This is a genomic window from Microbacterium sp. NPDC055455, from assembly GCF_053619935.1.
In genome coordinates this window covers 135,422-161,557 of sequence record NZ_JBSHLB010000002.1, presented here as the reverse complement: position 1 = coordinate 161,557, position 26,136 = coordinate 135,422, and the positions used below count along the sequence as shown (strand labels likewise).

29 protein-coding genes and 1 pseudogene are annotated in these 26,136 nt (G+C 71.8%); 10 read left to right on the top strand and 20 right to left on the bottom strand.

What is annotated here, in order from left to right:
* Positions 1-74: 74 nt before the first annotated feature.
* The 6 genes from ACWGUG_RS07145 to ACWGUG_RS07120 all read right to left on the bottom strand — a co-directional run bounded on the left by ACWGUG_RS07145 (position 75) and on the right by ACWGUG_RS07120 (position 5,426).
* Positions 75-788: a hypothetical protein gene (locus tag ACWGUG_RS07145; RefSeq protein ID WP_452324298.1), complete on the bottom strand. Its 714-nt coding sequence runs from the start codon at positions 786-788 to the stop codon at positions 75-77.
* A 104-nt stretch (positions 789-892) separates the two neighbouring features.
* Positions 893-1,462 (bottom strand): GIY-YIG nuclease family protein, encoded by a 570-nt coding sequence (locus tag ACWGUG_RS07140; protein WP_452324297.1) that lies wholly within the window; start codon positions 1,460-1,462, stop codon positions 893-895.
* 137 nt (positions 1,463-1,599) lie between these two features.
* A complete protein-coding gene (gene rpsA, locus ACWGUG_RS07135; RefSeq protein WP_336397837.1) occupies positions 1,600-3,048 on the bottom strand; it encodes a 30S ribosomal protein S1 in 1,449 nt (482 codons plus the stop codon).
* 269 nt (positions 3,049-3,317) lie between these two features.
* On the bottom strand, positions 3,318-4,088 hold the full coding sequence (locus tag ACWGUG_RS07130) for a PH domain-containing protein (protein WP_452324296.1): 771 nt from the start codon (positions 4,086-4,088) through the stop codon (positions 3,318-3,320).
* Between the two features lie 2 nt (positions 4,089-4,090).
* A complete protein-coding gene (locus tag ACWGUG_RS07125; protein WP_336397835.1) occupies positions 4,091-4,258 on the bottom strand; it encodes a hypothetical protein in 168 nt (55 codons plus the stop codon).
* 118 nt (positions 4,259-4,376) lie between these two features.
* Entirely contained in the window at positions 4,377-5,426 is a 1,050-nt protein-coding gene (locus ACWGUG_RS07120; RefSeq protein ID WP_378880561.1) for a zinc-dependent alcohol dehydrogenase family protein, read from the bottom strand.
* 107 nt (positions 5,427-5,533) lie between these two features.
* Between ACWGUG_RS07120 and ACWGUG_RS07115 the strand changes: the two genes are divergently transcribed.
* Entirely contained in the window at positions 5,534-5,827 is a 294-nt protein-coding gene (locus tag ACWGUG_RS07115) for a DUF503 domain-containing protein (RefSeq protein ID WP_378880558.1), read from the top strand.
* A 2-nt stretch (positions 5,828-5,829) separates the two neighbouring features.
* Here the strand turns inward: ACWGUG_RS07115 and ACWGUG_RS07110 are convergent, their stop codons facing one another.
* A complete protein-coding gene (locus tag ACWGUG_RS07110) occupies positions 5,830-6,474 on the bottom strand; it encodes an SDR family oxidoreductase (protein ID WP_452324295.1) in 645 nt (214 codons plus the stop codon).
* Positions 6,475-6,588: 114 nt separating this feature from the next.
* Positions 6,589-6,993: a VOC family protein gene (locus ACWGUG_RS07105; protein ID WP_452324294.1), complete on the bottom strand. Its 405-nt coding sequence runs from the start codon at positions 6,991-6,993 to the stop codon at positions 6,589-6,591.
* Between the two features lie 68 nt (positions 6,994-7,061).
* Here ACWGUG_RS07105 and ACWGUG_RS07100 point away from each other — a divergent pair, with 68 nt between their 5' ends.
* Entirely contained in the window at positions 7,062-7,643 is a 582-nt protein-coding gene (locus tag ACWGUG_RS07100) for a TetR/AcrR family transcriptional regulator (protein ID WP_452324293.1), read from the top strand.
* Between the two features lie 3 nt (positions 7,644-7,646).
* Here the strand turns inward: ACWGUG_RS07100 and ACWGUG_RS07095 are convergent.
* The 4 genes and pseudogenes from ACWGUG_RS07095 to ACWGUG_RS07080 form a co-directional block, all read right to left on the bottom strand.
* A pseudogene (locus ACWGUG_RS07095) lies at positions 7,647-8,735 on the bottom strand (NAD(P)-binding domain-containing protein).
* Positions 8,736-8,785: 50 nt separating this feature from the next.
* The gene (locus ACWGUG_RS07090; protein WP_336397828.1) at positions 8,786-9,562 is read right to left on the bottom strand and encodes an isocitrate lyase/PEP mutase family protein; all 777 of its coding nucleotides are present in this window, start codon (positions 9,560-9,562) and stop codon (positions 8,786-8,788) included.
* A gap of 40 nt (positions 9,563-9,602) precedes the next feature.
* Positions 9,603-10,040 (bottom strand): YchJ family protein, encoded by a 438-nt coding sequence (locus ACWGUG_RS07085; RefSeq protein ID WP_452324528.1) that lies wholly within the window; start codon positions 10,038-10,040, stop codon positions 9,603-9,605.
* 1 nt (position 10,041) lies between these two features.
* Positions 10,042-10,407 (bottom strand): TraR/DksA family transcriptional regulator, encoded by a 366-nt coding sequence (locus tag ACWGUG_RS07080; protein WP_452324292.1) that lies wholly within the window; start codon positions 10,405-10,407, stop codon positions 10,042-10,044.
* A gap of 364 nt (positions 10,408-10,771) precedes the next feature.
* Here ACWGUG_RS07080 and ACWGUG_RS07075 point away from each other — a divergent pair, with 364 nt between their 5' ends.
* Positions 10,772-11,287 carry a hypothetical protein gene (locus tag ACWGUG_RS07075; protein WP_452324291.1) on the top strand — a complete coding sequence of 172 codons (516 nt, stop codon included), beginning with the start codon at positions 10,772-10,774 and terminating at the stop codon, positions 11,285-11,287.
* Between the two features lie 281 nt (positions 11,288-11,568).
* Entirely contained in the window at positions 11,569-12,048 is a 480-nt protein-coding gene (locus ACWGUG_RS07070) for a hypothetical protein (RefSeq protein ID WP_378880540.1), read from the top strand.
* On the opposite strand, the gene ACWGUG_RS07065 is transcribed toward ACWGUG_RS07070, so the two are convergent.
* From ACWGUG_RS07065 to ACWGUG_RS07050, 4 genes are read right to left on the bottom strand one after another with little or no spacing between them, the layout of a single operon-like run.
* Positions 11,967-13,328, bottom strand: a complete 1,362-nt coding sequence (locus tag ACWGUG_RS07065; RefSeq protein WP_452324290.1) for a DUF6716 putative glycosyltransferase — start codon at positions 13,326-13,328, stop codon at positions 11,967-11,969. The genes ACWGUG_RS07070 and ACWGUG_RS07065 overlap by 82 nt on opposite strands.
* Entirely contained in the window at positions 13,325-14,197 is an 873-nt protein-coding gene (locus ACWGUG_RS07060; RefSeq protein WP_336397823.1) for an N-acetylneuraminate synthase family protein, read from the bottom strand. The genes ACWGUG_RS07065 and ACWGUG_RS07060 overlap by 4 nt, the downstream gene beginning before the upstream one ends.
* Positions 14,194-15,453 (bottom strand): cytidylyltransferase domain-containing protein, encoded by a 1,260-nt coding sequence (locus ACWGUG_RS07055; RefSeq protein ID WP_452324289.1) that lies wholly within the window; start codon positions 15,451-15,453, stop codon positions 14,194-14,196. Before ACWGUG_RS07055 ends, ACWGUG_RS07060 begins: the two co-directional genes overlap by 4 nt.
* Positions 15,450-16,361 (bottom strand): hypothetical protein, encoded by a 912-nt coding sequence (locus ACWGUG_RS07050; protein WP_452324288.1) that lies wholly within the window; start codon positions 16,359-16,361, stop codon positions 15,450-15,452. The genes ACWGUG_RS07055 and ACWGUG_RS07050 overlap by 4 nt, the downstream gene beginning before the upstream one ends.
* Before the next feature lie 151 nt (positions 16,362-16,512).
* Between ACWGUG_RS07050 and ACWGUG_RS07045 the strand changes: the two genes are divergently transcribed.
* A complete protein-coding gene (locus ACWGUG_RS07045; protein WP_452324287.1) occupies positions 16,513-17,436 on the top strand; it encodes a 5'-3' exonuclease in 924 nt (307 codons plus the stop codon).
* Between the two features lie 54 nt (positions 17,437-17,490).
* Here the strand turns inward: ACWGUG_RS07045 and ACWGUG_RS07040 are convergent, their stop codons facing one another.
* The 3 genes from ACWGUG_RS07040 to trpD all read right to left on the bottom strand — a co-directional run bounded on the left by ACWGUG_RS07040 (position 17,491) and on the right by trpD (position 20,149).
* On the bottom strand, positions 17,491-18,486 hold the full coding sequence (locus tag ACWGUG_RS07040) for a PHP domain-containing protein (RefSeq protein WP_452324286.1): 996 nt from the start codon (positions 18,484-18,486) through the stop codon (positions 17,491-17,493).
* A gap of 18 nt (positions 18,487-18,504) precedes the next feature.
* Complete coding sequence (locus ACWGUG_RS07035) at positions 18,505-18,993, bottom strand: aromatic ring-opening dioxygenase LigA (protein WP_452324285.1); 489 nt, start codon at positions 18,991-18,993, stop codon at positions 18,505-18,507.
* A gap of 94 nt (positions 18,994-19,087) precedes the next feature.
* A complete protein-coding gene (gene trpD, locus ACWGUG_RS07030) occupies positions 19,088-20,149 on the bottom strand; it encodes an anthranilate phosphoribosyltransferase (RefSeq protein WP_452324284.1) in 1,062 nt (353 codons plus the stop codon).
* A gap of 187 nt (positions 20,150-20,336) precedes the next feature.
* Here trpD and ctaE point away from each other — a divergent pair, with 187 nt between their 5' ends.
* The 5 genes from ctaE (at position 20,337) to ACWGUG_RS07005 (ending at position 25,363) form a co-directional block, all read left to right on the top strand.
* Positions 20,337-20,978 carry an aa3-type cytochrome oxidase subunit III gene (gene ctaE / locus ACWGUG_RS07025; protein WP_336397815.1) on the top strand — a complete coding sequence of 214 codons (642 nt, stop codon included), beginning with the start codon at positions 20,337-20,339 and terminating at the stop codon, positions 20,976-20,978.
* A 20-nt stretch (positions 20,979-20,998) separates the two neighbouring features.
* The gene (qcrC, locus tag ACWGUG_RS07020; RefSeq protein ID WP_336397814.1) at positions 20,999-21,802 is read left to right on the top strand and encodes a cytochrome bc1 complex diheme cytochrome c subunit; all 804 of its coding nucleotides are present in this window, start codon (positions 20,999-21,001) and stop codon (positions 21,800-21,802) included.
* 37 nt (positions 21,803-21,839) lie between these two features.
* Complete coding sequence (gene qcrA / locus ACWGUG_RS07015) at positions 21,840-22,919, top strand: cytochrome bc1 complex Rieske iron-sulfur subunit (RefSeq protein ID WP_336397813.1); 1,080 nt, start codon at positions 21,840-21,842, stop codon at positions 22,917-22,919.
* Complete coding sequence (gene qcrB / locus ACWGUG_RS07010; RefSeq protein WP_452324283.1) at positions 22,916-24,766, top strand: cytochrome bc1 complex cytochrome b subunit; 1,851 nt, start codon at positions 22,916-22,918, stop codon at positions 24,764-24,766. The genes qcrA and qcrB overlap by 4 nt, the downstream gene beginning before the upstream one ends.
* Before the next feature lie 177 nt (positions 24,767-24,943).
* The gene (locus ACWGUG_RS07005) at positions 24,944-25,363 is read left to right on the top strand and encodes a rhodanese-like domain-containing protein (protein WP_378880521.1); all 420 of its coding nucleotides are present in this window, start codon (positions 24,944-24,946) and stop codon (positions 25,361-25,363) included.
* A 29-nt stretch (positions 25,364-25,392) separates the two neighbouring features.
* On the opposite strand, the gene ACWGUG_RS07000 is transcribed toward ACWGUG_RS07005, so the two are convergent.
* Positions 25,393-26,130, bottom strand: coding sequence for a PP2C family protein-serine/threonine phosphatase (locus ACWGUG_RS07000; RefSeq protein WP_452324282.1), 738 nt, complete (start codon positions 26,128-26,130; stop codon positions 25,393-25,395).
* Positions 26,131-26,136: the final 6 nt, after the last annotated feature.

The window sequence follows — 26,136 nt, the reverse complement described above, 5'->3', positions numbered from 1 at the left end:
TGCCCGCCCGCACGTGTGCGGGGCGCGCGCGGCATTCCTGTCCCGCGACAGCGGGCGGGACGCCCCGCGAGGGGTCAGAACCCGAAGTCGCCGCCGAAGTCGCCGCCCATGTCTCCGAATCCGCCCATGTCGCCGGCCGCGTCGCCGCCCCACCCGGAGCCGGGGTCGCCCCAGCCGGCGTCGCCCGCCCCGGCGTCGCCCGCCCCGGCGTCGCCCGCGGCATCCGCTCCGGTGTCTCCCCCGCCGTCGCCGGAGCCGTCCTCGGCGGCCGAGGCGTCCTGGTAGCCCTGGTCGTACGCCATGCCGGGCGCCAGGAACGAGCTCACGAGCGCGGAGCCGATGACGTAGCCGACGACGGTGCCGAGGATCGACGAGCCGAGCATCGACCCGAACGAGGGGCCGCCGCCCTGTCGCTGCGGCCCGAGGGTGCGCTCCATGAAGCCGGGGTTCTGGTACTCGGCCCGCGTCGCGGCCCGCGCCATCGCCTGCGGGTCGGTCGAGCGAGGCTGCTCGTACGGCGGCAGGCCCGCGGAGAGCTCGGCGAGCACCTGCTGCCGCTGCGGCTCGGTGAGCTTCGCGAAGGCCTCCGCGTGCACCTGTTCGATCGTCTCGGGCGGCGCCGTCCGCAGCAGGTAGCGGTAGCGCTCGACCGCGATCTCGTCCTGGCTGCGCGGCGGCTGCATGCCCGGCCGGGACGGCGGAGTCTGCCCGCCGTCGGAGTTCTGCGGCACCGGCGGGGCCTGGCGCGCGTCGTCCGAGCCTCCGAAGAGTCGATCGAGGAATCCCATGGTCTGCTCCGTCCTGCGGGGTGGTGCGGTGTCTCACACGCTAGAGGCGGTTCCTCTGAGCGGGCTGGAGGGTCGACCGCCGCCGTCCGCCCAGCGTAGGGTTCCTACCCGCGCGCGGCGAGCGCCTCGCTCAGCCACCGGGCGTGCTGATCCCACGGGTCGTCGACCCCGGCGGCGAGCACGGCGATGTGGGCGGTGAGGGCTTCGGAGCGTCGGAACCACTCCGTGCGCGGGTGGCGGTCGGCCGCGAACTGCGCGTGCCGACGCTGCTCGAGCGCGCGCCCGCCGCGTTCGAAGGCGAGGAGCTCGTCGTGCCAGATCGCCGACAGGCGCTGCCTCGGGTTCGAGCTCGTTCCGATCTTGATGCGGTCGGCGTAGCCGAGGTAGTAGACGACGTCCACGCGCGGGGGCGCCAGCTCGCCGTCGGGTATCTCGCCGTGGCGCCACTCGCACACCGCGCACAGCCATCCCGATGCGTAGTGCACTCCCAGGCGCGACCCGCAGAGCAGGCAGGGCGACGGCAGCACGTCGGTGAGACCGTACTCCTCCCCGGCCCACTCCCCCGCCATCGCCAGGTGGGCCTCGCACAGCGGCACCGGAGCGCCGGCGGGCACCGGGCCGCGGCATCCGACGTCGTCCACGGCGCAGCGGACGGGAGCGGGGTTCACGGGCACACCGCGACACTACCCACGACCACCGACGCCGCTGCCGAGGCGACGGCGGATACCCGGCAGGCAGGCGAAAGGGCCGCCACCGGCAGGTGACGGCCCTTCGACCAGAGGTTCAGCGAACCGCGGGGCTCAGCCCGGGATCAGCGACCCGAGAGCTTCTCGCGCAGAGCGGCGAGCGCCTCGTCATCGGCCAGCGTGCCCACCGGGCTGCTGTCGGACGAGAAGGTCGACGAGCCGGTCTCGGCCGGGGCAGCAGCCTCGGCCTCGAGAGCCTTCGTGACGGCGGCCTTGTGGGCCTCCCAGCGAGCGTGGGCGGCGGCGTACTCCTGCTCCCACTTCTCGCGCTGCTCGTCGAAGCCGTCGAGCCACGCGTTGGTCTCGGGGTCGAAGCCCTCGGGGTACTTGTACTCGCCGTTCTCGTCGTACTCCGTGACCATGCCGTAGAGGGCCGGGTCGAACTCGGTGCCGTTGGGGTCGACCGACTCGTTCGCCTGCTTGAGCGAGAGCGAGATGCGGCGACGCTCGAGGTCGATGTCGATGATCTTGACGAAGACCTCTTCACCGACCGACACGACCTGCTCGGCGAGCTCGACGTGCTTGCCCGACAGCTCCGAGATGTGCACGAGGCCCTCGATGCCGTCCGCGACGCGCACGAACGCGCCGAACGGAACGAGCTTGGTGACCTTGCCCGGCGCGACCTGGCCGATCGCGTGCGTGCGGGCGAAGACCTGCCACGGGTCCTCCTGCGTCGCCTTGAGCGACAGCGAGACGCGCTCGCGGTCCAGGTCGACCTCGAGGATCTCGACGGTGACCTCCTGGCCCACCTCGACGACCTCGGACGCGTGCTCGATGTGCTTCCACGACAGCTCCGAGACGTGGACGAGACCGTCGACGCCACCGAGGTCGACGAACGCACCGAAGTTGACGATCGACGAGACCGTGCCCTTGCGGACCTGGCCCTTGTGGAGGTTGTTGAGGAACGTCGTGCGCGACTCGGACTGCGTCTGCTCGAGCAGCGCGCGGCGCGAGAGCACCACGTTGTTGCGGTTCTTGTCGAGCTCGAGGATCTTCGCCTCGATCTCCTGGCCGAGGTACGGCGTGAGGTCGCGGACGCGGCGGAGCTCGATGAGCGAGGCGGGGAGGAAGCCGCGCAGGCCGATATCGACGATCAGACCGCCCTTGACGACCTCGATCACGGAGCCGGTGACCACACCGTCGTTCTCCTTGATCTTCTCGACGTCGCCCCACGCGCGCTCGTACTGCGCACGCTTCTTGGAGAGGATGAGGCGGCCTTCCTTGTCCTCCTTCTGGAGAACGAGGGCTTCGACCTCGTCGCCGACCTTGACGACCTCGTTGGGGTCGACGTCGTGCTTGATGGAGAGCTCGCGCGAGGGGATGACACCCTCGGTCTTGTAGCCGACGTCGAGGAGGACCTCGTCGCGGTCGATCTTCACCACGGTGCCCTCGATCAGGTCGCCGTCGTTGAAGAACTTCAGAGTCTTCTCGACCGCGGCCAGGAAGTCCTCAGCAGAGCCGATGTCGTTGATCGCGACCTGCTTGGTGGCCGTGGCGGTCGTTGCGCTAGTCATGTAGTGGGTTGTCCTTGTTGGGTTGGGAGTCGGGCCGCGGCTTTCAGCGGCAGCCGGCCACGCGAGCGCGAACGGATGCCTCGAGCCGAGGCGAAGCGGATTGTGTAAAGCGATGCCACCCGGCCCTTGCGGGGTCCGGTCACCGGCGCGAACCGGTACTCAGGCGTGGCGAAACAGCCACACGAGTGACGATCCAGGGTATCAGAACGACGGGGTCGCCCGCGATGTTCCCGCGAAGCGCGGCTCGGGCGCCGCCGGCGACCCGCGGCTCACCGCGGCAGGTCGATCGGCGCGGTGCTGGTGCGGTCGGGATCGAAGGCCTCGGCGGCAGGGGCGGGCTCTCCGCGCAGCTGCGCCAGCCGCTCGTCCTCGCGCCGCTGCGCCTCGGCGAGCCAGTCCCACCCCGAGGCCGCGGCGGCGTGCCGGACCTCGGGCACCGGCGCCGTGGCATGGGTCTCGTGCGCAGTCTCGGCGGTGGTGAGCGACGCGGCGGGCGCCGGCTGCGGAGCGGGCATCATCGGCGCGCCGGCGAAGTCGGGCCGCCCGGCGGCACCGCGCAGGCCCGCCTGCTGGATCACCCGCTGGATCGTCAGACCGCGTCCGTCGGGATCGCCCACGTAGCGGATGTCGCGAAGGCCCTGCTCCTGGGCGGCCGATTCGAAGACGAAGTGCCCATAGCCGAAGATGCGGCCGATGGCGGGCTTGTGCACCGAGATGTCGAGGATGCGCGTGAGCGGCATCGTCGCGATGCGCTGCGACACGATGCCGTGCACGCGGAACACCCGCATGTTGGTGATCACGAACCGGTCGGTGTGCTGTTCGAAGAGGCGCCAGACGGCGTGCACCATCACCGCGCCGCCGAGCACCGCGGGCACCCACCACGCCTGCGCGGGGACGGAGAACGTCAGGAGCAGCACGACGATGCCGGCGAACAGCTCGAGCGCGGCCGAGGCGCTGGCGGCCCAGTGCTTGCGCACCTCGTCGACGATCCGCTCCCCCTGATCCGTGATCAGGTGCTTGTCGATCCGCGGATCGAACACGGTCAGCCCTGGGCGAGGGCCACGAAGAAGTCGACCACGGCGGCACCCGCACCCCACACCGCACCGATGGCGCCCTGCACGGCGTTCGCCGCGTCCTGCGGCCTGGTGATGAGGTAGAAGACCGCGAACGCGATGACGAGCAGCAGCACGATGCGCTTGACGAGCTTCACGGTTCGGGTGTCCCTTCGACTTCTGCTGTTCTACCGCACGCGCGGCCGGTCGCGCGCAGGCGCGCGGGCGCGTCGCGGATCGCCGGCGCACCGGATCGGCCGCTGCGCGCGTCCCTGCTCACGGCCGCAGGAGCACCTTGACGGCGCGTCGTTCGTCCATCGCGGCATACGCCTCGGCGGCCTCCGACAGCGGGAGCACGAGGTCGAACACGCGCCCGGGCCGGATCGCGCCCGAGCGGACGTCGGGCAGCAGCTCCTCGATGTAGCCGCGGACCGGCGCGACGCCGCCGTTGACCCCGACGTTGCGACCGAACATCTCACGCACCGGCAGCTCGGGGCCGCCGTTGGGCACGCCCACGTATCCGACCATCCCGCCGGGCCGGGTGGAGCGCAGCGCCTGATCCATCGACTCCTTGGTGCCGACGCACTCGAGCACGCGGTCTGCGCCGACGCCGTCGGTGAGCTCGCGGACGGCCTCGACGCCCGCATCGCCGCGCTCCTGCACGATGTGGGTGGCGCCGAGCTCGCGGGCGAGCGCCTGTCGCTGCGGGTGGCGCGACATCGCGATGATGGTCCCGGCGCCCAGCCGCTTGGCCGCGATGATCGCGCACAGTCCCACCGCGCCGTCGCCGACGACCGCGACGCTGTCGCCGGGCCGGACTCCGGCAGAGACGGCGGCGTGGTGGCCGGTGCCCATGACGTCGCTGAGCGTGAGCAGACCGGGGATCTCGTCGTCGGCCACCGGTCCCGGGACGACGGCGAGGGTGCCGTCCGCGAGCGGCACGCGGACGCGCTCGCCCTGTCCGCCGTCGGCGAAGCCGCCGAAGCGGTCGTCGCTCCCCCACCAGCCGCCGGTGAGGCAAGAGGTGCTGACGCCGTTGCGGCAGTTCGCGCAGGTGCCGTCGCACACGTAGAACGGCGCGATCACGAAGTCGCCGGGACGCACGATCCTCACGTCGGGGCCGACCTCCTCGACCACGCCGACGAACTCGTGGCCGATCCGGTGCGGCTCGGTCGTCGGGGTCACGCCGCGGTACGGCCAGAGGTCAGAGCCGCACACACAGGCGGCGACGACGCGGACGATCGCATCGCCGCCGGTGGACAGCACCGGATCGGGGACGGACTCGACGCGGATGTCGCGGGCTGCGTGGATGACGGTGGCGAGCATGCTTCCGAGCCTAAGGGCCCCGGTCGGGCGGCGGGCTGCGCTGCCGCTCGACGCGAGACGTCCCGACGATAGGGTGTCCCCGGCCCGGCCCCTGTCAGCATGTACCCATGTGGATCGGATGGATCGAGTTCGACCTGCTCCTGGGCGACGTGCGATCGCTGAAGGAGAAGCGCAGCGTGCTGCGGCCGCTGATCGCCGAGCTCAGCCGCCGCACCGAGGCGGCCGCGGCCGAGGTCGGCGAGCACGACCTGCACCGACGCGCCCGGATCGGCGTGTCGGTCGTGGCATCCGGGGCGTCGCACGTGCGCGACGTCCTCGACCACGCCGAGCGGCTGGTGGCCGAGCGGCCCGAGGTGACCCTGCTCTCGGCCCACCGCGGGCTGCATTCGAGCGAGGACTGAGCTCAGCCGGACACCGCGTGGCCGATGGCCTCGTCCCCGGCTCCGAAGCGGATGGTGCGGCCGATGGTCGAGTCGTCCGCGATCGCCGCCGCGATCACCGCCGCGACGTCGGCACGCGGCACCTCGCCGGAGCCCTCGGGGTCGATCGCGATGCGTCCGGTGGGCGGGTCGAGCGTCAGCGTCCCCGGGGCCAGGATGGTCCAGTCGAGGCCGCTCTGCGCGAGGTGCGCGTCGGCGGCCCATTTCGCGTCGGCGTACGGGAAGAACGAGCTGTCGCGGGCGACGCCGTGGTCCTGCCGGGAGCCGATCCACGACACCATCACGTACCGCAGCGCGCCCGCGGCCGCGGCGGCGTCCATCGAGCGGATCGCCGCATCCCGATCGACGGCGTACGTGCGCGCCGGGTCTCCGCCGCCGGCGCCGGCGGACCACACGACGACGTCGTTCCCCGCGACGAGGTTGGTCAGCTGGTCGAGGTCGAAGGTCTCGATGTCGGCGACGAGCGCCTGCGCGCCGGTCGCCGCGACCTCGGCGGCATGGTCGGGGTTGCGGATCACCGCGGTCACGGTGTGTCCTCGCGACACCAGCAGCGGCTCGAGCAGCAGCGCGACCCTGCCGTGGCCACCGAGGATCAGGATGCGGGCCATGGGACTCCCTCCGTCGGACCACCCACGCTACGCCAGCGGGCCATCGTCCGGGTCACCGCCTCCGGTCCGCGGGCGCACGCAGGCCGCCCCTCCCGGCACGGTCGCGGTCGCTGCTCACGCGAACGCCGCGGCGAACTCCTCCGAGGGCTCGATCGGCTCGATGACGTCTACGAGCACGCCGCCGGGTGCGGCGAGGATGAAGTGCCGCTGTCCGAACGGCTCGTCGCGCAGCGCCAGCACGCATTCCGCTCCGCCGCCGGTGACCAGGCGCTCGTACGCCGCCCGCGCGTCGTCGACCTCCACGTTCAGCAGCACGCCCCGCACCGGCGCGCCGAAACCTGCCGGGATCGAGTCGTGGTCGCTCGCGAGGAACGCCAGCTCTGCTCCGTCCCGCACGAGGCTGACGTACCAGTCGGCCGCGAACGTCCGCGTGAAGCCGAAGCGCTCCTCGAAGAAGCGCGCGGCGGCCGAGGCATCCGTCGTCATGACCACCGGGTAGAAGCTCGTCATCGTCTCCATCGGCCGGCTCCTTTACATACGATGAGTTCGTAAGCAACGATACATACACCACGCACGTAAAGGAACCCATGCCGCGCGCAAGTGCTGCCGACGCCGCCGAGACTTCACGCCGCGTGCTCGAGGCGGCGCAGGAGCGCTTCGCCGCGGATGGCTTCGCCGCGGCATCCGTCGACGACATCGCCCGCCGCGCGCGCGTCACCCGCGGGGCGGTCTACCACCACTACGGCAGCAAGCCCGGGCTGTTCCGCGCCGTCGCCGAGCGGCTGCAGGGCGAGGTCGCCGCGCGGGTCGTCGCGGCGGCGGAGAGCGAGACGGATGCCGCGGACCAGCTGCGCGCCGGAAGCCATGCCTTCCTCGACGCGATCACCGACGATCGCGCGGTGCGCGTGCTCCTCGTCGACGCACCCGCCGTCCTGGGGTGGGCGCAGTGGCGGGAGCTCGACGCGCAAGCCGCGGGGCGTGAGCTGCGCGAGGCGATCGCGGCGCTCGGCACCGTTCCGCCGGGTCTCGTCGACGCCGTGACCCGCCAGCTGAGCGGCGCCATGAACGAGGCGGCGCTGTGGCTGGCTGACGGCCCGGGCGACGCCCGGGCCCGGGCGTCCGCGCATGACGCCCTCGACCTGCTTCTGGACGCCGTCGCGCCCCGCTGAGGATCAGGCGGCGAGCGCCTCGCGCTCGGCGACGATCGCGCGCACCGCGTCGCGCCCGGCGCGATTGGCGCCGACCGTCGACTGCGACGGTCCGTAGCCGATGAGGAACAGCCGTGGCTCGTCGATCGACCGGCCGTTCTCGACACGGACGCCTCCCTCGGGGGTGCGCAGCCGCAGCGGGGCGAGGTGGTCGAGCGCAGGCCGGAAGCCCGTGGCCCACAGGATCGCATCGGCCGGCTCGAAGGACCCGTCCGGCATGCGCACGCCGTGCTCCTCGATCCCGGTGAACATCGGATGGCGCACGAGCACGCCACGCGCCTCGGCGGCGCGCGCCCACGGCGTCCAGTGCATGCCCGTCACCGAGATGACGCTGCCCGGCGGCAGACCGCGACGGACCCGATCCTCGACCCCGGCGATGGCGGCGACGCGGGCGGGGACGTCGAAGTCCTCGTCGACCCAGTGGGGTTCCCGCCGGGTGACCCAGAACGTGTCGGCCACGTGCGAGATCTCGTCGAGCAGCTGCACGGCCGAGATCCCGGCACCGACGATCACGACACGCTTGCCGCGGAGCTCCTCCGCCGAGACGTAGTCCGCGACGTGGAGCTGCCGGCCGCGGAACCGCTCCTGCCCGCGATAGTGCGGCCAGAAGGGACGTCGTCACGTGCCGGTGGCGTTGACGACGTGCCTTGCGGCCCAGGAGCCGCTGTCGCTCTCGACCACGAGGCGGCCGTCCGAGTCGGCGCGTCGCACCGCCCTCACCCTGACCGGGCGGAGCACGTCGAGCGCGAAGCGCTCCTCGTACGCGGCGAAGTACGCCGGCAGGACGTCGCGGCTGGCGGCCGCCGGGTCGGCGGGCGGGACCGGGAAGCCCGGCAGCTCGTGGATGCCGTTGACCGTCGCCATGCGCAGCGACGCCCACCGGTGCTGCCACGCGCCGCCGGGCCGCGCATCGGCGTCGAGGACGACGAACGACGGATCGGAGGCCGCCGCTCGCGCGAGCGGCACGAAGCCGCGCCGCTGCAGGTGGTAGGCGGCGGACAGGCCCGCCTGCCCGGCGCCGATCACGACGACGTCGACGGGTGCGGGCTCCATACCCCCGACAACCTTCCCCGGCCCGAGGGGATTCCCGGGCCGGGCCGGTGTCAGTTGAGGGCGCGCGTCGACGACGGGATGACGCCACCCCGGTAGAGATCGGCCGCGGTGTCCTGCAGCGCCGTCAGCGCCACGCGCTGCGTCGTCGGGCCGTACGAGATGCGAGCGACCCCGAGCTGCTCGTACTCCGTCGACGAGAGGGCGCCGGGCAGGCCGATGACGCTGATCTTGCGCTCCCCGATGCCGTCCACGAGCTGCCGGGTGACGTCGGCGTTCAGCACTCCCGGTACGAACACGAGGTCGGCGCCGGCGTCGAGGTAGGCGCGCCCGCGCTCGATCGCGTCCGCGATCGACTCCTCCACGGGCCGGTCCCCCGCACGCACGAAGGCGTCGGTGCGGGCGTTGAGCACGAACGGCACGCCCTCGGCCTCACCGGCGGCGACGATGGCCTTCACGGCCGCGACGGCTTCGTCGAGGGGTCGCAGCCGGTCCTCGACGTTGCCGCCCACCACACCCACGCCGATCGCCCGGCGGACGGTCTCGCCCGCGTCGTCGTAGCCGGCGTCGAGGTCGGCGCTCACCGGCAGGTCGCCGGCGGCTTCGACGATGCGGCCGAGCATGTCGAGGGAGACGTCGAGGGGGATGGTGCCGTCACGGTAGCCGAACGACGCGGCGATCGAGTGCCCGGCGGTCGCGATGGCCCGCGTCTCGGGGAGCGCGGCGATGGTCCGGGTCGACACGGCATCCCAGACGTTCACCAGGCGCAGGATCTCGGGGGCGGCGTGCAGCCGGGCGAGGGTCAGTGCTTTCTCGGCGTGAGTGGTCATGGGTTTCACGCTATCGGCGCCCGAGCATGCCGCGGCTCGATCAGCCCGGATCGATGCATCCGTCCAGGTACCACCACCGCCCGCTCTGCGTGACGAACCGGCTGCGCTCGTGCAGCACGCCACGCTCGGCGCCGGACCGCCAGCCGGCGCGGAACTCGACGATCCCGCGCTTGTCGCCCTCCGCCCCGGCGTCCACCTCGATGATCTCCAGGCCCGTCCAGCGCTGCGCGGGGTCGAGGGTCAGCTCCTCGGGCCGGGTGCCCGGATGCCACGTGTCGGACAGGTGACGCTCGTCTCCGACGACGAAAGCGGTGTAGCGCGAGCGCATGAGGCGCTCGGCTGTCGGGGCCGGAGTCCCGCGCAGCAGCGGGGCGCAGCAGCCGCCGAAAGAGTCTCCGCTGCCGCACGGGCAGGGGTCCGTGTCTGCGACGCGCGGGAAGCCGGTTCCCGGCCTGCCGCGGGCGGCGCCGGACGGCATGTCACGCACCCGCCTTCTCGGCGCACGAGACGCAGCGGGTCGCGAAGGGGCGCGCCCGGAGGCGTGCGATCGGGATGCCTCGCCCGCAGTCCACGCAGACCCCGTAGGTGCCCGCCTCCCAGCGCCGGACAGCCTCGTCGATCTCCCCGATCTCCCTGCGCGCGGCCTCGGCCAGACCGACGGCGCGCGCCCACTCGCCCGACAGCGTGACACCATCGGGGTCGTGCTCGTCGTCGGCGACATCGGCACCGCGGTCGGCGCGGAGCTCGGCGAGCGTGTCGTCCAGCGTGGCCAGGCGGGCCGTCGCCGCGTCGTGCAGCTCGTCGAGGAGCGCGCGCAGCTCGCGCCGGCCCGCGGCGGTGGTCATCGCACGAGGATACGCCCGGATGCCGCCACCGCCGCGGCGGCGTGCCGTGGACGATTCCGGCGCGGCCGCGTGGCGGCGCCCCGGCAGTGCCCGCGCGCGCGTCCGGTGTTTGCACGGCGGAGGCATGGCCGGCTCACAGGCGGGAGTGCCACCATGGTTTCGTTCACCAGGCGGAGCTGTCCGGTTTCGTCTCGTGCACCGAACGGCGATGCGTCTCGCCCGGACCGTGCGTCCCCCTAGCGCCGGCTTCCCGCGGACCCGCCCGAAGCCGGCGATCCGAGCCCCCGTCGTGATCGCCGGCTTCTCTGTCTTCGGGTGTGGATAACTCGCGAGCCGCTCGCTGCGTGCCGGTTACCGTGGGGGCGTGAGGAATCGCGCGCTCGCAGTCATCGGCACTGCGGTGCTGCTCGCTCTGTCCGGGTGCACGACCCCCGAGCCCGCCACGCCGACTCCCACGGCGGCCTTCTCCACCGAGGAAGAAGCCTTCGCCGCCGCCGAGGAGACCTACCGGGCGTACGTGGATGCGCTGAACGCAAGTCACGACGATCCAAACGCTGCCCCAGCACCGACCGACTTTCTTATCGGCGAAGCCCTCGAATCCGAGTTGGAGACGCAAGAGACGCTCGCTCAACGCTCACTCAAGATCGAAGGCCCGGCGACGGTGATGCGCTTCTCTGGAACCAGCACGTCACATGAAATGGAGCGGATTAAGGCCGTCGTTTGTCTCGACGTCACTATGTCGCGCGTTATCGACGCCGAGAGCAACGACGTCACCCCGACTGACCGCCCCGACATCCTCGCTCTAGACGTCGAGTTTGCGGACCTGGGGGGCGACTTGGCGATCACCCGCAGCGTAGTGGCAAGTACTCAGACATGCTGAGGGTTGTGGCCTTGTTGGCGGCAACGATGCTCTTGCCTAACACGGCGGCATTCTCGGCTAATCAGTGCACAGCTGCACAACTGCAGGCGGGCCTCTGCTCTTATGCCACGGACGAACACGTGGTGGTGTCAGGCAATGCCAGCAGGCCGGGCACGGATGGGACAGGCAGCAACCCACAGGAGGATCGCGACCGAGCGGGTTTCACGCCATCCCCCGCGCCGCCCGAGGACTGCGGGCCGCTGAACCGCTGCATCGAGTACAGCGTGGTCGGGATCCCCGACGTGACGCTCGCCGATCTCGCGTCGTTCCGCCCCTCGCCGCCGACCCTCGGCGGCGAGCCGGCCGGCTTCGGGGTCGTGGGCATGCCGACGAACCTGGTGGCGACGGCATCCGAGGAGCGCATCCCGGGGACCGTGCTGGGCTGGGACGTGACGGTGCGGTTCCTGCCGACCGCGTACGTGTTCGACCACGGCGACGGCACCGTCGGACGCTCCACGACCGGGGGCGCGTCGTGGACGTCGCTCGGACAGGGGCAGTTCACGCCGACCGCGACGAGCCACGTGTACCGGGAGCGCGGCACCTACGACGTGTCGGTGACCGTCGAGTACGCGGCATCCGTCGACTTCGGCAGCGGCGCGTGGCACGCCGTGCCGGGTGTCGTCCGCGCGGCCGGGCCGGGCTACGGCGTCCGCATCGTCGAGGCGCGCACAGCGCTCGTCGACCGGACGTGCGCCGAGGACTCCTCCGCGGCGGGCTGCTGAGCGCCGAACCCGATCGCGGCGCGCAGCCGGCCGGCGAGGCGCGCGAGCGCCCGCAGCGGCACGCCGATGACGAGGGCGACCGCACCCACCGGAGAGGTGTCGCTGCGTCCGAGGGCGACCTTCCGCTCCCACGCGTCGCGGAGGGCGCCGCCGCGCCGTGCGAAGGCGGCGCGCCCCGGCAGCATCCCGGCCCGGCGCGCCGCGACCAGCTCCTCGACCCGGTCGGTCCAGTCGTCCTCGGCCGGATCGTGGAAGTAGTTGTCGTCGAGCCACTCCGGGTCGGGATGGCGGAACCGCCGCGCGACGACGTCGTGCTCGGAGGCCAGCAGATCAGCGTCGGCGAGCGCCTCGTTGATCAGCTGCGGCGACACTCCGTAGGTGTCCAGCGCGATGACGGGGATGCCGCGGGCGACCGCCTCGATCGCGGCGGTCGAGCTGACCGTCACGAGCCCCTCGGCCGTCGAGAGCGCCTCCCCCATCGGGCCCGTCGAGGTGACGAGGTTGGGCGGCAGCGGCCCCAGCGAGGCGATCAGCTCGGGGTATCCGTCCTGCTCGAGGTGGGTCTGGTGCTCCCCGCTCGCGGCCCGCAGCTTCACGACCACCCGCCGCGACGGATCGGCGACAGCCGCCCGCACCATGAGCCGCGCGATCCCGAGTCGGTCGGAGCGGTCGGCGGGCACTTTGGCCTGCGGGGCGAAGACGAGGTCGGTGCCGCCCGTCACCCCGCGCTCATCGCGCGCGCCTGTCCCCGCCACCGCCGCGCCGCGTGCGAACGGCAGCGTCGCGAGGGCGTAGCGGTGCGCGTAGCCGGTGCGTGCCGACAAGGCGGCGAACTCGCGCAGCTCGCGTCGGGAGTGCACCACGAACAGGTCGCACTGCAGGCGGTACACGACGGCCTTGCGCGTGGCGGGGATCGAGATCCCGGGCAACCCCGTGACGACGACAGGGCGCGGCGTCAGGGCGGCGACATCGCGGGCGAGCACGCGGACGAGCGGCCCGCGCGCGCCGAGGACGACGACGTCGGCGCGCAGCTCCGACAGCCGCGCGGCGAGCTCGTCGTACGTCACGCCCTCGACCCGGTCCCGATCCAGGCCGCTGCCCCGGAGCGCCGCGCCCAGCTGCGGTGCGCTGACCACGAGCGGCGTCTCGAGCACCAGGAGCGAGGCATCCCACCGGTCCGCGACGCCGCCGAGCAGCGCCGCGGCCCACTTCACGTACGAGTCGGTGTCGGCGATCGCGACGATCCGCAGCCGCGCGCCGTCGCCGGTCGTCGCCGTCACGCCGGCACGCGGCGCAGCTTCGCCATCGGCGCGAGCTCGCCGGGGTACACCCGCTTGACGCCGTCGCCGAGCGCGGCCTCGATGACGCGGATGTCGCGCACGAGGTGCGCGAGGCCCGTCGGCTCGAGGGACGCCGCGTGGTCCGAGCCCCACATGGTACGGTCGAGGGTGATGTGCCGCTCGACGGCCACCGCGCCGAGGGCGACGGCGGCGAGCGAGATCTGCAGGCCGCGCTCGTGCCCCGAATACCCGACGGGCACGCCCGGATACCGGTCGCGGAGAGTCGGGATCATGCGCAGGTTCGCCTCGGCAGGCTCCATCGGGTAGGTCGAGGTGGCGTGCATCAGCAGCAGACGGTCGGTTCCCACGATGTCGATCGCCGCGTCGATCTGCTCGATCGTCGACATGCCGGTGGAGAGGATCACGGGCTTGCCGGTGTCGCGCAGCGCCTCCAGCAGCTCGCGGTCGGTCACCGATGCCGACGCCACCTTGTGGGCGACGACGCCGAGGTCCTCGAGGAACGCGATGCTCGGCACGTCCCACGGCGAGGCGAACCACTCGAGGCCGCGCAGCAGTGCGTGATCGGAGATCTCGATGTACTGATCCCGGTCGAACTCCACGCGCCGGCGGTACTCGAGGTACGACATCGTGCCCCACGGGGTCTCGCGGGCGACGTCGCGCATGTGCTCGGGCGTCGCGATCTCGGGGGTGCGCTTCTGGAACTTCACCGCGTCCGCGCCGGCGTCGGCGGCGACGTCGATGAGCCGCTTGGCGAGCTCGACGTCGCCGTTGTGGTTCAGTCCGATCTCGGCGATGACGTAGGCGGGGCGTCCGCCCCCGACGACGCGGGATCCGATGGTGACGGTCATGAGGCCTCCAGTGGTGCGGTGGGGTGATCGGATGCCGCGTCGGCGGCGTGTTCGTGGACCTGTCGGGGTGCTCCTGCGGGCGTCGCGGGCCTGCGTCCGGCGAGCACGCGCTCGGCGAGGTCCCGGACGGCGCCGGAGCCCCCGGGCCGGTCGAGGACGACGCGCGCGGCGGAGAGCACGAGCGGGTGCGCGTCGGGGACGGCGACCGGCCATCCGACGAGCTCGAGGCAGGAGAGGTCGTTGACGTCGTTGCCGAGATAGGCGATGCGGGAGAGCGGGATGCCGCGCCCCGCCGCCCAGTCGCGCAGGACGGCCGCCTTGTCGGCCGCTCCCTGTCGCACCTCGACGCCGAGCTTGCGGCCGCGCGCGGCGACGACCGGGTTCGCCTCGGTGGAGAGGATGAGGAAGGGGATGCCGGCCGCACGCAGCTGCGACACGCCCATGCCGTCGGACCTGCTGACGGCGACCGACTCGATGCCGTCCTGATCGACCCGCACCCGGTCATCGGTGTGCACGCCGTCGAAGTCGGTGACGACGGCGTCGGCGGCGATCGCCGCGCCGTGGCCGTCGTGCGCCCGGTCGATCAGGCCGGCGACCGCGCGGGCCGTCTCGAGCTCCTGGAGGCTGTCGATCTCGATCGCCGTGCGCGGGTCGACCTCGACGATGCCGATGCTTCCGAAGAAGCGGTGGCGCGCGGCGCGGAGACCGGAGGCCCGCAGGACGTAGAAGCCGCCCGTCTCGAGGTGGTGCGGATCGCGGTCCTGGCGGCGCGGGCGCACGTCGGCGTCGTGGTTGATGGCCTCTGCTGCGCCCCCGCCGCCCTTCCGCCACAGGAACCCGTAGGTCTCGACCGCGGAGAAGACGCTGTCGCGCCGGCGGGAGCGCACCAGCTGCACCGCGGTGGTCAGCGCGTCGACGTCGAGGAACGGCGACGTCGCCTGCAGGAAGGCCACGATCCCCGCATCCACCCGCCGCGCCTCGAGCACGTCGAGGGCGTGCAGCAGCGCGCTCTCGGAGCCGGCCTCGTCGCCCGAGAGGTCGGCGGGGCGCTCGACGATCTCGGCGCCCCACTCGGCGGCGACGGCGGCGATGTCGGCGTCGTCGGTGGTCACCACCACGCGGTCGATGGCGGGGCATCGGCGGGCGGCGTCGACGGCGCGCGCCACCAGCGGCACCCCGCCCACGCGCTGCAGGTTCTTGCGCAGGATGCCCTTCGACCCGCCCCGCGCGGGGATGATCGCGACGGCCTCGCTCATGCGGCCGCCCCTCGCGCGGAGGGCCGCGCGGCACCCGTGCGCACGACGGCGCCCGTGCCCGCCAGCACCAGCGGCAGCGTCGTTGCGGTGCTCGACGGCAGCGTGTGGACGTCCAGCGCCTCGCGGGCGCCCGCGAGCACCAGCTCGACCGGCAGCCCTGTCGTATGGATCCGCACTCCGGGCAGCGTCGCGACGGCGTCGAGCTGCTCCTGCGTCTCGCGGCGATGCGGCAGATAGACCGCGGCGCCGGCCGTGGCATCCCGCACCCAGCGCAGGTAGTCCACCAGCATCATGCGGCCGTCGACCGGCAGCGCACTGCCGAGCACGATGCGCGGCCCGAGCTCGGGCGCGGCGGGCGCCGTCGCGCGCGTCCAGGAGAAATCGTGTCGACGGATGCCGAAGCCGCGGTCGGCCAGCGCGTCGAAGCGGTCCGCGCCCAGGTCGAAGGCGGTGAACACGCTCACCCGCCGCGCCGCGGCGCGACGGTGCACCAGCTCCGCGGCCAGCGGGGCGACCATCGTCGTGAGACCGCGCTCGTCGACGTGCGGCCGCGCGTACGGGCGCCGGCCCAAGAGCGTGTCGGCGAACGCGACGGCGAGTCCGCCGTCGTCGAGGAACGTGATCCGACGCGGTCGCAGGACGGCGGCGGCCAGACGGAACTGCCCCGAGAAGCCGTCGCCCACGAGCCAGTGGTCATGGCGGGCGAGCAGGCTCCACGGGATGCCGAGGTACGGCGCGAGCTCGCCGAACGCGGCCCCGCGGGCGAGCAGCTCGTCGGCGGTCGCCGAGATCTGCGCCGTGAGGCGCCCAGCGACCGGGACCGCCGTGCGATGCGCGGCGGCCCACTCGGCGGCGCCGATGAGCTGGAGCGGCGACTCCACCCACGCCAGCACGTCCTCGCGGCCCATGGCGTCTCCTCTCACCGCTGTCTCCCCACGGTGGGCGCGAGACGTGAACGCGACGGGTGCCGGCAGGCGACCGACGGAGGTCCGGCGGGTGAACGACGCGTGCCGCGGCCCCGGTCGGCGCGTCGTCGGACCCGCGTGCGAGGATGAACGCGTGACAGAACGCCTCATGCTGCTGGACTCCGCCTCGCTGTACTTCCGCGCGTTCTACGGCGTCCCCGACACCGTGCGGGCGCCAGACGGCACGCCCGTCAACGCGGTGCGCGGCTTCCTCGACATCATCACGAGGCTCGTGTCCACCTACCGCCCCTCCCACCTCGTCGCCTGCTGGGACGACGATTGGCGGCCGCAGTGGCGGGTCGATCTCATCCCCACCTACAAGACGCACCGCGTCGCCGAGGTCGTCGCCGGCGGGCCCGACGTCGAGGTGGTCCCCGACCCCCTCGAGGTGCAGGTGCCGGTGATCCGCGAGGCGCTGGACACCCTCGGCATCCGGATCGTCGGCGCGCCGGCGCATGAGGCCGACGACGTGATCGGCACCCTCGCGACGACCGCCGCGATGCCCGTCGACATCGTCACGGGCGACCGCGACCTGTTCCAGCTCGTCGACGACGGACGCGACGCTCGCGTGATCTACACCGCCCGGGGCATGAGCAACCTCGAAGTGCTCACCGACGCGTCGGTCGTGGCGAAGTACGGCGTCCTCCCCTCGCAGTACGCCGACTACGCGACGCTGCGCGGCGACTCGTCGGACGGACTGCCGGGCGTCGCCGGTATCGGCGAGAAGACCGCGGCCGGCCTGCTCGCGACCCACGGCGATCTCGAGGGCATCATCGCCGCCGCGCAGGCGGGCGAGGGCATGTCGGCGGGGGTGCGCTCCAAGGTGCTGGCGGGTCTGCCCTATCTGGCCGTCGCACCACAGGTGGTCGCGGTCGTCCGCGACCTGCCGCTCGAGGTCCCCGATCCCCGTCTGCGCCCCCTGGACGACAGCGCGAGAGCGGATGCCGCCGCGCTGGCCGAGCGGTGGGCCCTCACCAGCGCGATGACGCGCATCGTCGACGCCCTGGACGCGCTGTAGGCAGCAGTCGGGCTGCCGTCAGCCGTCGCGCTGCCGTCAGCCGTCGCGCTGCCGTCAGCGGTCGCGGCCCGTCCACGCACGCAGCCGCTCCAGCGGCCACGTCGTGACGATGCGCTCGGCGGGTACGCCCAGCCGCTCCGCCCGTTCGGCGCCGTAGTCCAGCAGCGAGAGCTGCCCGGGCGCATGGGCGTCCGAATCGATGGAGAAGAGGCATCCGATCTCCAGCGCCAGCGCCATCAGCTCGTCCGGCGGGTCCTGCCGCTCGGGGCGCGAGTTGATCTCCACGGCGACGCCGTGCTCGGCGCACGCCTCGAAGACCGCGCGGGGATCGAACGTCGAGGGCGGGCGCGTGCCGCGGGAGCCCTCCACCAGACGCCCGGTGACGTGCCCGAGCACGTCCACGTGCGGGTTGCGCGCCGCCGCGACCAGGCGTCTGGTCATCGGCCCGCGCTCCATGCGCAGCTTCGAGTGGGCCGAGGCCACCACGACGTCGAGCTCTCCCAGCAGCTCCGGCTCCTGGTCGAGCGCGCCGTCCTCGAGGATGTCGACCTCGATCCCCGACAGCAGCGTGAACCCGTCCCCGCTCATCCCCCCGACGACCTCGAGCTGCGCCCGCAGGCGCTCGGGCGACAGTCCGTTCGCTACCCGCAGCCGGGGCGAGTGGTCGGTCAGGGCGAGGTACTCGTGCCCGAGCGACCGCGCGGCCGCCACCATGAGGTCGATCGAGGTCAGGCCGTCGGACCAGTCGCTGTGCGAGTGCAGGTCACCGCGCAGCAGGGGCCGCAGCGACGACGTCCGCTGCACCCCCGCGCGCTCCCGCAGGTCGGCGAGGTACCCGGGCACCTCGCCCGACAGCGCCTGCTGGATGACAGCGAACGTGGACTCGCCGATGCCCTTGCGCCGGCGCAGCGATGCGGAATCCCGCAGCTCCTCGTCGCTCAGCCCCGCGATCGCGTCGGCTGCGGCCCGGAACGCCTTGGACTTGTACCGCGACGACCGCTCTCGCTCGAGCAGCGTCGCGATCTCGGTGAGCGCGTCGTGCGGGTTCACGCGTGGCTGCGGGCGAGGTCAGGCGACATTCGCCCGCTTGATCACGACGGGGACGTCGGCGAGGCGGTGGATCGCCCACCCGAACAGGATCGCCAGCACTCCCATGCCGGCGGCGAAGAGGGCGACCCCGTAGGCGACCACGGAGGTGAAGAGCGACGCCCGGAGGAAGGACGCCTGCATCACCGTCGCGCGCACCGGGTCGTCCTGCTCGAGCTCGGCGTAGGTCTTCCCGCCGGACGCCTCCAGCGCGTGCTGGTTGATGATGTCGGCCTGCACATAGGCGGTGAAGGGCCCCGTCACCTGCTGCCCCTGGAACGCCGCGGCGTCATCGGGGATCGTGATGTTCTCGGCCGTCAGCTGGGTGGTGACGCCGATCCAGGCGATGATGCTCACGACGATCAGCAGGATTCCGCCGACGATTCCGAGGATGCCCACGGCCTTCACGAGGCCGACCTTCTTCTCGGGGGGTTCGATCACGTCGGCGGTGCGGGGCTCAACCTGGCTCATGCTGCCTCCTCGGAACGGGACGTCTTGCGCCACACGTTAGCGGGGACGCCGCGCGCCGCGGAAGACCACGCGCCGGGAGGGGTCGCGCCGGGGCTCAGGCCGCGAACGACCGCGTGGCCTCGACCCAGCGGTCGAGCGTCGCCGTCGCGGCGCCGCTGTCGATCGCCAGCGCGGCGTCGTCCCGGGCCTCGGCCAGGCGCTCCAGGATGGGCCGCTGCACCTGCGTCGCATCGCGGAACAGCCGGTACGCGACGATTCCGGCGGCGGCATTCAGCAGCACGATGTCGCGCACGGCGCCCGCCTCGCCGTCGAGCACGCGCCGCACCACCTTCGCGTTGTGCGCCGGGTCGCCGCCGAGCAGGTCGTCGATGTCAGCGAGCGGGATGCCCAGATCGCGCGGGTCGAGGTCGTGCTCGTGGATGTCGCCGCGGCTGACCTCCCACAGCCGGCTGTGGCCGGTCGTGGTGAGCTCGTCCAGCCCGTCGTCGCCGCGGAAGACGAGCGCCGTGGCCCCCCGGGTGCGGAAGACGCCCGTGATGAGGGGCACCCGGTCGAGGTGCGCGACGCCGACGGCGTTGGCCTCCGCACGCGCCGGGTTGCACAGCGGGCCGAGGAAGTTGAACACGGTCGGCACGCCCAGCTCGGCGCGCGTGGCGCCGGCGTGACGGAAGCCGGGGTGGAAGGCCGCCGCGAACGCGAACGTGATGCCCGCGCGGGACAGCGTCTCGGCCACCGCCTCGGGCGGGAGCGCGAGGTCGACCCCGAGGGCGGCCAGAACGTCCGACGAGCCCGACGACGAGCTCGCCGCCTTGTTGCCGTGCTTGACCACGGGGACGCCGGACGCCGCGGCCACCAGTGCGGCCATGGTCGAGACGTTCACCGTGCCGAAGCGATCGCCGCCGGTGCCCACGATGTCGAGCACCGCGGCGTCGACGGGGAGCGGGAGGGCCGCCTCGAGGATCGCGTCGCGGAAGCCCACGATCTCGTCGACCGTCTCGCCCTTCGCCCGCAGCGCGATCAGGAAACCGGCCAGCTGCGAGGGCGTCGCACTGCCCGACATGATCTGCCGCATCGCCCACGTCGACTCCGACACGCTGAGGTCGCGGCGCTCGAGGAGCGCGGTCAGGATCGCCGGCCAGGTGTACAACTCCGCCATAACGAAGAAGCCTAGCCGGGCCCGTGAATCGGAACCTTTTCGTGACACGGCGTCCCGGCGGCGCCGATTCCGCGTCTTCACCACGTGTTCAGGGCAGAGTCGCAGGGAACTCTTAGGTTCTCCTAACTTCACATCCGGCCGAAGAGATGGTCCGCGGTGCGGAACTCTGCGTCCCGAATCGGCCATAATGGGGAGCGTGACGACCTCCACAGCGACCTACTCCCAGGCCATGCGGTCCGTCAAGCGGCCGGATCCGGTCGCTGTCGGCACCATCGTGTGGCTCGGCAGCGAGGTGATGTTCTTCGCGGGCCTGTTCGCGATCTACTTCACCCTCCGAAGCACCTCCCCCGAACTGTGGGCGGAAGAGACGCAGCTTCTGAACATCCCGTACGCGACCGTCAACACGATCATCCTCGTGCTGTCGTCCGTCACGTGCCAGATGGGCGTCTTCGCCGCCGAGCGCTTCCAGCCGTATTCGACCAAGAAGCGCGGCTGGCTGGGCTGGGGCATGGTCGAGTGGTTCTGGCTGACCTTCGCGCTCGGCGCGATCTTCGTCTCGGGCCAGGTGTGGGAGTACGCACAGCTCGTCGCCGAGGGCATGCCCATCACGGCCAACGCCTACGCGTCCGCCTTCTACCTGACCACCGGCTTCCACGCCCTCCACGTCACCGGCGGCCTCATCGCGTTCCTGCTCGTCATCGGGCGCGCGTACGCCGTCAAGAACTTCGGGCGCAAAGAGATGACGTCCTCGATCGTCGTGTCGTACTACTGGCACTTCGTCGACGTCGTCTGGATCGCCCTCTTCCTCGTCATCTACTTCCTCAAGTGAGAGCGGAGCTGAACCCCGACATGGCACGAGAGACCACGCGCCGCTCGAAAGGCCGCCGCAGCCCCTGGGCCGCCGCAGCGCTCATCGGCATCGGCCTGCTCATCACCGGCGGCGTCTACGCGGGCGCCTCCGCCGCGATGGCCGCCACGACCACCGAGACCGCGGTGGACTCCGCGCTGACCGTCGAGGACGGCGAGCGGCTGTTCCAGGCCAACTGCGCCACCTGCCACGGGCTCGACGTGCAGGGCACCGAGGACGGCCCGTCGCTCTACGGCGTCGGCGAGCTGGCGGTGCACTTCCAGATGAGCACGGGCCGCATGCCGCTGCAGGCGCAGGGGCCGCAGGCCCCGCAGAAGCCGGTGCAGTTCACCGACGAGCAGATCGAGGCGATCGGCGCCTACATCCAGTCGATCGCACCCGGACCGACCTTCCCCGACGAGGAGGTCCTGGACGGCGAGGGCAACGCGGCCGAGGGCGGCGAGCTGTTCCGCATCAACTGCGCGATGTGCCACAACGTCGCCGGCGCCGGCGGTGCGCTCACCGAGGGCAAGTACGCCCCGGCACTGCACACCACGACGCCTCTCAACATGTACGCGGCCATGGTCACCGGTCCGCAGAACATGCCGGTGTTCAACGACATGACGCTGACCACCGAAGAGAAGCGCGACATCATCACCTACCTGCTCTACCTGCAGGACAACGAGTCCGCGGGCGGGTTCTCGCTCGGCTCGCTCGGCCCGGTCTCCGAGGGCCTCTTCATCTGGATCTTCGGGATCGGTTCGCTGATCGCCATCACCGTGTGGATCACGGCGAAGTCCAACTGATCGACGAACACCACAGCAACACTTGACGAGGAGCAGCATGGCCCACGTGGACGACCCGCTCGAGCACGAGAGGGCTACCTGGAAGCCCTCCCCCGGGCTCGCCGTCGCGGTCCCCGACCCGGTCACCAACCCTGGCCTCCCCCCGCACCGCGAGCGGATGACCGACAAGGACCCCGCTTCGATGAAGCGCGCGGTCCGCACGGTCTACACCCTGTTCTACCTGTCGATCGCGGGCAGCATCTGGGCGGTCGCCGCCTACATGCTGTTCCCCATCGAGAGCGGGCGGATCGTCGACATCCGCGCGAACAACCTCTTCATCGGTCTCGGCATCGCGTTCGCGCTGCTGGCCATCGGCATCGGCGCGATCCACTGGTCGAAGGCCGTCATGTCCGACAAGGAGTTCGTCGAGCCCCGCCACGCGACCCGCGGACGCGACACGACGCGTGCGGCCGCCATCCAGGCGTTCGCCGACGCCGACGCCGACTCGGGCTTCGGTCGCCGGGTCATGATCCGCAACTCGCTGTTCGCCGCGCTGGCCGCCTCGATCGTGCCCGGTGTCGTGCTGTTCCGCGGCCTCGCGCCCTTCAGCTCCCCCGAGCATCCGCACGCGGGCGACCCGGTGTTCCTCCTCGAGCACACCATGTGGACCGAGGGAATGCGTCTCGCGCACGACCCGACCGGCGAGCCGATCCGCGCCGCCGATCTGACCCTCGGCTCCGCCGTGCACGTCATCCCCGAGGCGCTGGCCGAGCTGTCGCACAGCGAGGGCTACCTCGAAGAGAAGGCGAAGGCCCTCGTCCTCCTCGTCCGTCTGCTCCCCGAGCAGCTGACCGAGCCCGAGGACCGCAAGGACTGGTCGTACGACGGCATCGTCGCCTACTCCAAGGTGTGCACGCACGTCGGCTGCCCGGTCGCGCTGTACGAGCAGCAGACCCACCACCTGCTGTGCCCCTGCCACCAGTCGCAGTTCGACGTGACCGACCAGGCGAAGGTCATCTTCGGCCCGGCCGCCCGCCCGCTGCCGCAGCTGCCCATCACCGTCGACGATGAGGGCTACCTCGTCGCGCGCAGCGACTTCACCGAACCCGTCGGCCCGAGCTTCTGGGAGCGTCATTGAGCACCCCAACCGTCACCCAGCCTGAGGCTCCCGGCGCTCCCGTCTCCTCGAACGGGCGCGACAAGCCTCTCGGCGGCCGCTTCATCGGCGCCACCGCCAATTACATCGACGAGCGCACGAGCCTCTCCGGCTTCGTGAAGGAGCTCGGACGCAAGATCTTCCCCGACCACTGGTCGTTCATGCTGGGCGAGATCGCGATGTGGGCGTTCGTCGTCGTCCTGCTCTCGGGAACGTTCCTGACGTTCTTCTTCCAGGCCTCGATGACCGAGACGCACTACGACGGCGCGTACCTGCCCATGCGCGGCATCGAGATGTCGGCGGCGATGGCCTCGACGCTCGAGATCTCGTTCGACCTGCGCGGCGGCCTCCTCGTCCGCCAGATCCACCACTGGGGCGCGCTCGTGTTCGTCGCCGGCATCGGCGTGCACATGCTCCGCGTGTTCTTCACCGGCGCCTTCCGCAAGCCGCGCGAGCTCAACTGGGTGATCGGCTTCGTCCTGTTCGTCCTGGCGATGGGCGAGGGCTTCACCGGATACTCGCTCCCCGATGACGTCCTGTCGGGCAACGGCCTGCGCATCATCGACGGCATGGTCAAGGGCATCCCGCTGATCGGCACGTGGACCTCGTTCCTGCTGTTCGGCGGCGAGTTCCCCGGCACCGCCATCGTCGGACGCCTGTACACCCTGCACATCCTGCTGCTGCCGGCGATCCTGGTGGCCCTGCTGGTCGTGCACCTCATGCTGATGGTGATCAACAAGCACACGCAGTTCGCGGGGGCCGGTCGCACCAACAGCGTCGTCGTCGGCTACCCGATGATGCCCGTGTACATGTCGAAGATGGGCGGCTTCCTGTTCATCACGTTCGGCGTGATCGTGCTCATCGCGTCGCTGTTCACGATCAACCCGATCTGGAACTACGGGCCCTACGACCCGTCCCCCGTGTCCGCCGGCACCCAGCCGGACTGGTACATCGGCTTCGCGGACGGCATGCTGCGCCTCATCCCGCCGGGCTGGGAGGTCGTCTTCCTCGACCGCACGTGGTCGTTCAACATCCTGGTTCCGCTCGGCATCATCGGCATCTTCCTGCTGCTGGTCATCATCTACCCCTTCATCGAGGCGTGGGTGACCGGCGACAAGCGCGAGCACCACATCGCCCAGCGCCCGCGCAACGCGGCCACCCGCACCGCCATCGGCGCGGCCGGTGTCACGTTCTACGCGGTCATGTGGGCGGCGGCCTCGTCCGACATCATCGCCACGCACTTCTGGCTCACGATGGAAGGTGTCATCCACACCCTCCAGGTGCTGCTGATCATCGGCCCGATCATCGCGTACTTCGTCACCAAGCGCATCTGCATCGCCCTTCAGAAGAAGGACCGCGAGATCGTGCTGCACGGCTACGAGTCGGGCCGCATCGTCCGCCTCCCGGGCGGCGAGTACATCGAGGTGCACCAGCCGGTCGACGAGTACGAGCGCTTCAAGCTCGCCGACTTCGACTCCTACGAGCCGCTCGTCGTGCGTCCGAACGCCAAGGGCCGCATTCCGTGGCACGAGAACCTCCGCGCGTCCATCTCGCGCTGGTTCTTCGAGGACCGCCTCACCCCGGTGACGCAGAGCGAGCTGGACGCGGCGCTGGCCCACCAGCACCACGACCTCGAGCACATCGCGGCGGAGGAAGACCTCGAGCTGCAGGGCGCCCACGAGCGCGCCGGTGTGCCGGATGCCCCGCACAAGCCGATCGATGACGGCAAGCACGGCGAGATCCCGGTGCGCCCCTCGAACGTCATCGTCCCCGAGCCGGATGCAGGCACCAAGGCGCCGCGCAACCGCGAGAAGGAGCCCGGCGCGTAGAGCTCGACGCTTCGCCGACGGATGCCTCGGCACGATCGCCCAGATCGTGCCGGGGCATCCGTCATGTCGGCCTGATAGGTGCGCGACGACGCCACCTCGTCTCGAACGGCAGGAATCGCACGGCCGGTGTCCGACGTCCGGACGGCCGCCGCGGCGCGCCTGCCTTAGCGTGGAAGCATGATCGACGCGCTCTCGTACTTCTCCGCCAAACTCGCCCTCGAGACCGATGCCTCCGACGTGTACGCCGCCCAGAAGGCCGGCGAGCAGTTCGTGCTCGTCGATGTGCGGGGCGACGAGGCGTGGGCGCAGGGACGCGTTCCCGGGGCCGTCCACATGCCCTACCGCGAGATCGCCGAGCGTGCTCCGCAGGAGATCGACCGGTCGACCCCTGTCGTCGTGTACTGCTGGAGCCCCGGCTGCAACGCCGGAGCGAAGGGCGCGGTGGAGTTCGCGAAGCTCGGGTACAGCGTCAGGGAGATGATCGGCGGCTACGAGTACTGGGTCCGCGAAGGACAGCCCGTCGAGAACGACGAAGGCCCGCTCCCCCGCGTCTTCGACGCGCAGGTCATGGTCGTGCGCGCGCCCGTGGCCGGCTGAGCGTACCGCTCCCCGGGTAGCGGCTCGTCCTACAGCCCCTCCATGAAGCGCACGGCGGCGGCCCCGTAGAACGCCGTGCCCGCCGTCTCGCCGGCATCGGCCCCGGAGTCCGGGAGCACGTCGCACACGACGACCGTAACGTTGTCGTGCGTTCCGGCGGTCAGCGCCAGCTCCACGCACGCACGTGCGGCCACGGCGGGATCGGCGTGCCAGGCGAGCATCGCGTGGATCTCGGCCTCGGGAACGTAGTCGGTGAGCCCGTCACTGCACAGCATCCACCTGTCGCCGATGCGCGCCTCGTGCACGTCGACACTGGCCGCGTCGCGCTCCCTGCCGCCCAGCGACGCCGTGATGATGTTCCGGTGCGGATGCGCCAGCGCGTCCTCCGCCGACACCAGCCCCTGCTCCAGCAGCGCCTGGACGAGCGAGTCGTCGCGGCTCTGCTGCACGAGCGCCGCGTCCCGAAGCCGGTACGCACGGGAGTCGCCCGTGTGCGCCAGGAGGAGATCCCCGGCACTCGACACGAACAGTCCGGTGAATGTGGTGGCCATGCCGCTGAGGGTCACGTCCCGCTCCACGTGCGCACGCAGGTCCCAGTTCGCCGCCCGGACGCTCGTCGCCAGCGCCTCCGGCTCCACAGCGCCGACGCGTCCGGCGGCCAGCCGGTGGACGAATGCGGCCGAGGCGAGGTCGCCTGCGGGGCCGCCTCCGACGCCGTCCGCCACGGCAGCGCCCCAGGGGGCCGTGAACGCCGCATCCTGGTTCACCGCCCG

Coding starts and splice junctions, on each gene's coding strand:
- ACWGUG_RS07055 (WP_452324289.1), bottom strand. CDS start 15,453: ATGAGCGAGGCCGTCGCGATCATCCCCGCGCGGGGCGGGTCGAAGGGC.
- trpD (WP_452324284.1), bottom strand. CDS start 20,149: ATGGCGGAGTTGTACACCTGGCCGGCGATCCTGACCGCGCTCCTCGAG.
- ACWGUG_RS07115 (WP_378880558.1), top strand. CDS start 5,534: ATGTGGATCGGATGGATCGAGTTCGACCTGCTCCTGGGCGACGTGCGA.
- ACWGUG_RS07105 (WP_452324294.1), bottom strand. CDS start 6,993: ATGGAGACGATGACGAGCTTCTACCCGGTGGTCATGACGACGGATGCC.
- ACWGUG_RS07145 (WP_452324298.1), bottom strand. CDS start 788: ATGGGATTCCTCGATCGACTCTTCGGAGGCTCGGACGACGCGCGCCAG.
- ACWGUG_RS07100 (WP_452324293.1), top strand. CDS start 7,062: ATGCCGCGCGCAAGTGCTGCCGACGCCGCCGAGACTTCACGCCGCGTG.
- ACWGUG_RS07005 (WP_378880521.1), top strand. CDS start 24,944: ATGATCGACGCGCTCTCGTACTTCTCCGCCAAACTCGCCCTCGAGACC.
- ACWGUG_RS07035 (WP_452324285.1), bottom strand. CDS start 18,993: ATGAGCCAGGTTGAGCCCCGCACCGCCGACGTGATCGAACCCCCCGAG.
- qcrA (WP_336397813.1), top strand. CDS start 21,840: ATGGCCCACGTGGACGACCCGCTCGAGCACGAGAGGGCTACCTGGAAG.
- ACWGUG_RS07120 (WP_378880561.1), bottom strand. CDS start 5,426: ATGCTCGCCACCGTCATCCACGCAGCCCGCGACATCCGCGTCGAGTCC.
- ACWGUG_RS07085 (WP_452324528.1), bottom strand. CDS start 10,040: ATGCCGTCCGGCGCCGCCCGCGGCAGGCCGGGAACCGGCTTCCCGCGC.
- ACWGUG_RS07080 (WP_452324292.1), bottom strand. CDS start 10,407: ATGACCACCGCCGCGGGCCGGCGCGAGCTGCGCGCGCTCCTCGACGAG.
- rpsA (WP_336397837.1), bottom strand. CDS start 3,048: ATGACTAGCGCAACGACCGCCACGGCCACCAAGCAGGTCGCGATCAAC.
- ACWGUG_RS07110 (WP_452324295.1), bottom strand. CDS start 6,474: ATGGCCCGCATCCTGATCCTCGGTGGCCACGGCAGGGTCGCGCTGCTG.
- ACWGUG_RS07090 (WP_336397828.1), bottom strand. CDS start 9,562: ATGACCACTCACGCCGAGAAAGCACTGACCCTCGCCCGGCTGCACGCC.
- ACWGUG_RS07060 (WP_336397823.1), bottom strand. CDS start 14,197: ATGACCGTCACCATCGGATCCCGCGTCGTCGGGGGCGGACGCCCCGCC.
- qcrC (WP_336397814.1), top strand. CDS start 20,999: ATGGCACGAGAGACCACGCGCCGCTCGAAAGGCCGCCGCAGCCCCTGG.
- ctaE (WP_336397815.1), top strand. CDS start 20,337: ATGGGGAGCGTGACGACCTCCACAGCGACCTACTCCCAGGCCATGCGG.
- ACWGUG_RS07050 (WP_452324288.1), bottom strand. CDS start 16,361: ATGGGCCGCGAGGACGTGCTGGCGTGGGTGGAGTCGCCGCTCCAGCTC.